At 69.4% G+C, this 3,020-nt stretch carries 2 protein-coding genes and 1 pseudogene; 1 reads left to right on the forward strand and 2 read right to left on the reverse strand.

The window, feature by feature from the left end; genetic code table 11:
* Positions 1 to 8: 8 nt before the first annotated feature.
* A complete protein-coding gene (locus KDH83_RS30130) occupies positions 9 to 1,256 on the reverse strand; it encodes a CoA transferase (protein ID WP_212322581.1) in 1,248 nt (415 codons plus the stop codon).
* Between the two features lie 71 nt (positions 1,257 to 1,327).
* Here KDH83_RS30130 and KDH83_RS30135 point away from each other — a divergent pair, with 71 nt between their 5' ends.
* The gene (locus KDH83_RS30135; protein ID WP_249205456.1) at positions 1,328 to 2,224 is read left to right on the forward strand and encodes a LysR family transcriptional regulator; all 897 of its coding nucleotides are present in this window, start codon (positions 1,328 to 1,330) and stop codon (positions 2,222 to 2,224) included.
* 57 nt (positions 2,225 to 2,281) lie between these two features.
* Here the strand turns inward: KDH83_RS30135 and KDH83_RS30140 are convergent.
* Positions 2,282 to 2,737, reverse strand: a pseudogene (locus KDH83_RS30140) (acyl-CoA dehydrogenase family protein); the annotation flags it as partial.
* Between the last annotated feature and the right edge of the window lie 283 nt (positions 2,738 to 3,020).

Consider the following 3,020-nt stretch of genomic DNA (forward strand, 5'->3'; position numbering starts at 1 on the left):
GTCTGCATTCATGCGGGTTCCTTGGGAGCGGGGGGAGGGGCGTCATCGGCCTGCCGGGCGGCGCCGCTTTGCAGCAGGGCGTCGACGGCGGCGGTGTCCAGGCCGGCTTGCAGCAGCACGTCGCGGGTGTGTTCGCCCAGCCGCGGCGGCATCGCGGCCGGCACTTGCGAGCGCTGCATCCGGACGGGGTTGCGGGGAAAGCGGTACTGGCTGCCGGCCGCGCTCTGCAGCGGCTGGAAGAAATCCACGCTCCGCAGGTGCGGATCGGTTTCCAGGTCCTGCAGGCGGTTGATGGGGGCGGCGGGAATTTCCAGCCGCTCGCACAGCTCCAGCCAGTAGGCGCTGTCGCGGCTTGCGACGATGTCCGCCAGCAGTTCGTAGAGCGTTTCGATGTGGCGCGTGCGCGCCGCGATGTCGGCGTAGCGCGGGTCGGCGGACAGGTCGGGACGGTCGATGGCCAGGAACAGGTTGCGCCAATGGGCGTCGGTGTAGGGCATCAGGCAGACGTGGCCGTCGGCGGTGCGGCAGGGCTTGCGCCACGGCGTCAGCACGCGCGGGTAGCCGGCCTCGCCCGGCGTGTCGGCCAGGTGCCGGCCGTAGTAGTGTTCGACCAGCACGTAGGACGCCATGCTCTCGAACATGGGCACTTCCAGCGCCTGGCCCCGGCCGCTGCGCTCGCGCTGGAACAGCGCGGCCAGGATGGCGTGCGCGGCGATCAGGCCGCAGGTCTTGTCGGCGGCCACCGTCGGCAGGTAGCGCGGCGCGCCGGTCTGGCGATCCGTCAGGTCGGCGAAGCCCGACAGGCCCTGGATGATGTCGTCGTAGGCGGGCCGTCCGTCATAGGCGCCGCCGGCGCCGAAGCCGTACAGGCCGGCATACACCAACCGTGGATTGCGCGCGCACAGCGTGGCCGCGTCCAGGCCCAGCGCGGCCATCTTGGCCGGCCGCATGCTGTGCATCAGCACATCGGCCCCGTCCACCAGCGCCAGCAGCGCCTGCCGCGCGGCAGCCTGCTTCAGGTCCAGCACCACGCTGCGCTTGTTGCGGTTCAGGCCCAGGAAGATGGCGGCCAGTCCGGGTTCCTGGGACGGCCCCGTGTGGCGCGTGGAGTCGCCGGCGGGCGCCTCGACCTTGATCACGTCGGCGCCGTAGTCGGCCAGGATCTGCGATGCGTAGGGGCCGAACACGACGGAGGTCAGGTCCAGCACGCGCACGCCGCCCAGCGCGGCGGTTTGGGAAAGGGCAGGGGATGTCATGGCGCAAATCCTATCGGCGCGGCTGATACGCGTCTAATATGGCTTCGGTATTGCTTGATACGGAATTTGTTATGGCTATCGATCTACGGCAGCTTCGGCAGTTCGTCACCATCGCCGAACTGGGCAGCTACCGCCGCGCCGCCGACGTGCTGCACATCGCGCAGCCCGCGCTGTCGGTGTCGATCCAGAAACTGGAGCACGCGGTCGGCGTGCCGCTGCTGGCGCGCGGCGCCAAGGGCGTGACGCTGACGCCGGCGGGCGAGGCGCTGATGGCCGACGCCCGGCGCGCGCTGTTCCACAGCGAGCAGGCGCGCCAGGCCGCCCGCCGCGTGGCGCTGGGCGAATGGGGCACGCTGCGCCTGGGCTTCGTGGGCTCGGCCACCTACATGCTGCTGCCGCGCTGCCTGCCGGCGTTTCGCGCGCAATATCCGGACGTGCAGCTGGAGCTGCGCGAGGACAGCACGGTGGGGCTGGCGGCCATGCTGCGCGCGAACGACATCGATGCGGGCCTGGTGCGCGGCCCGTTGGCCGAGGATCCGGCGCTGGACTCCTGGGTGGTGGAGCGCGATGACCTGATCCTGGCGGTGCCGGCCGGACATGCGCTGGCTGGAAGCGCGCCCGTCAGCCTGGCCCGCGCGCGCGCCGAGAGCTTCGTGATGTACTCGCCGGCCAAGGTGCCGGGCCTGCACGGCGTGGCGCAGGCGCTGTGCCGCAAGGCCGGTTTCACGCCGCGCATCAGCCAGGAGGCGATCCAGGTGCAGACCCTGGTCAGCCTGGTGGCCAGCGGCATGGGGCTGGCGCTGGTGCCGGGCGTGACGCGGGCCTACTCCACGCCACATGTGGCCTTTGTGCCGCTGGCCGACGCCGACGCGCATGAAGCGCTGTCGCTGTCATTGGTGACTCACCGCGAGACTTCCTGCGCGTCGGTGCTGAGGCTGCGCGACAGCATGCTGGCGCAGCTGGGCTGAAGGCCGGGCGGCTTGAGTTGTGCGGGTCAGGCGACTCGGCGTTGAAAGGGTCCAGGCTCAGGCGGCTTCCTGGCCGGACAGCGTGCCGCGCAAGTAGGGCAGGACGTCGCCGCCGTCGGCCAGCGCATGGGCGCCGATACGCTCGTGCCAATGGGATTCGCTGCCCGCGGCCAGCCGCCATTCGCGCAGCCGCCGGGTATACAGCTGCAGGTCATATTCCTCGGTGACGCCGATGGCGCCATGCACCGCATGCGCGATGTCGGCCACGCGCGCCACGGCCATGCTGGCGCGCGCCTTGCCCAGCGCGGCCAGCATGGGGCGGGGCATGCCGGCGCGGCCCTGGAAGGCCAGCTGCGCCGCCATGCGCGCGGCCCAGACCTGCTCGGCCATGACGCTGATCTGCTGCTGCACCGCCTGGAAGCGGCCGATGGGCTTGCCGAACTGGCAGCGCTGGTTGGCGTAGTCCAGCGTCATGGCCAGCACGCGGTCCATGGCGCCGGCGATCAGGCCGGCACAGGCGGTGGCCGCCAGCTCGTCCAGCGTCGGCAGCGTGGCGGGGGCATCGATGCGCAGGCCGTCGTCCAGCGACCAGCGCGCCGGCGCGTCCAGGCTGCCGTGCACGCCGGGTGCCACGGCCCGTCTCTTTTACAAATCTCCGAGGCCACGAGACGGGATCCCATCTCGGATGCCGTCTTCTGCTTGAAAAAAAAAAAAAAAAAAAAAAACAAAACAATAACAGATCTAAGATAATCAAAAAAAAAGAAAATATTGAAAGCATTTATAAATAGATATAGAA

Origin of the sequence: Achromobacter sp. Marseille-Q0513 (genome assembly GCF_018195695.1) — a bacterium.
Lineage (GTDB): Bacteria > Pseudomonadota > Gammaproteobacteria > Burkholderiales > Burkholderiaceae_B > Achromobacter.

Coding starts and splice junctions, on each gene's coding strand:
- KDH83_RS30130 (WP_212322581.1), bottom strand. CDS start 1,256: ATGACATCCCCTGCCCTTTCCCAAACCGCCGCGCTGGGCGGCGTGCGC.
- KDH83_RS30135 (WP_249205456.1), top strand. CDS start 1,328: ATGGCTATCGATCTACGGCAGCTTCGGCAGTTCGTCACCATCGCCGAA.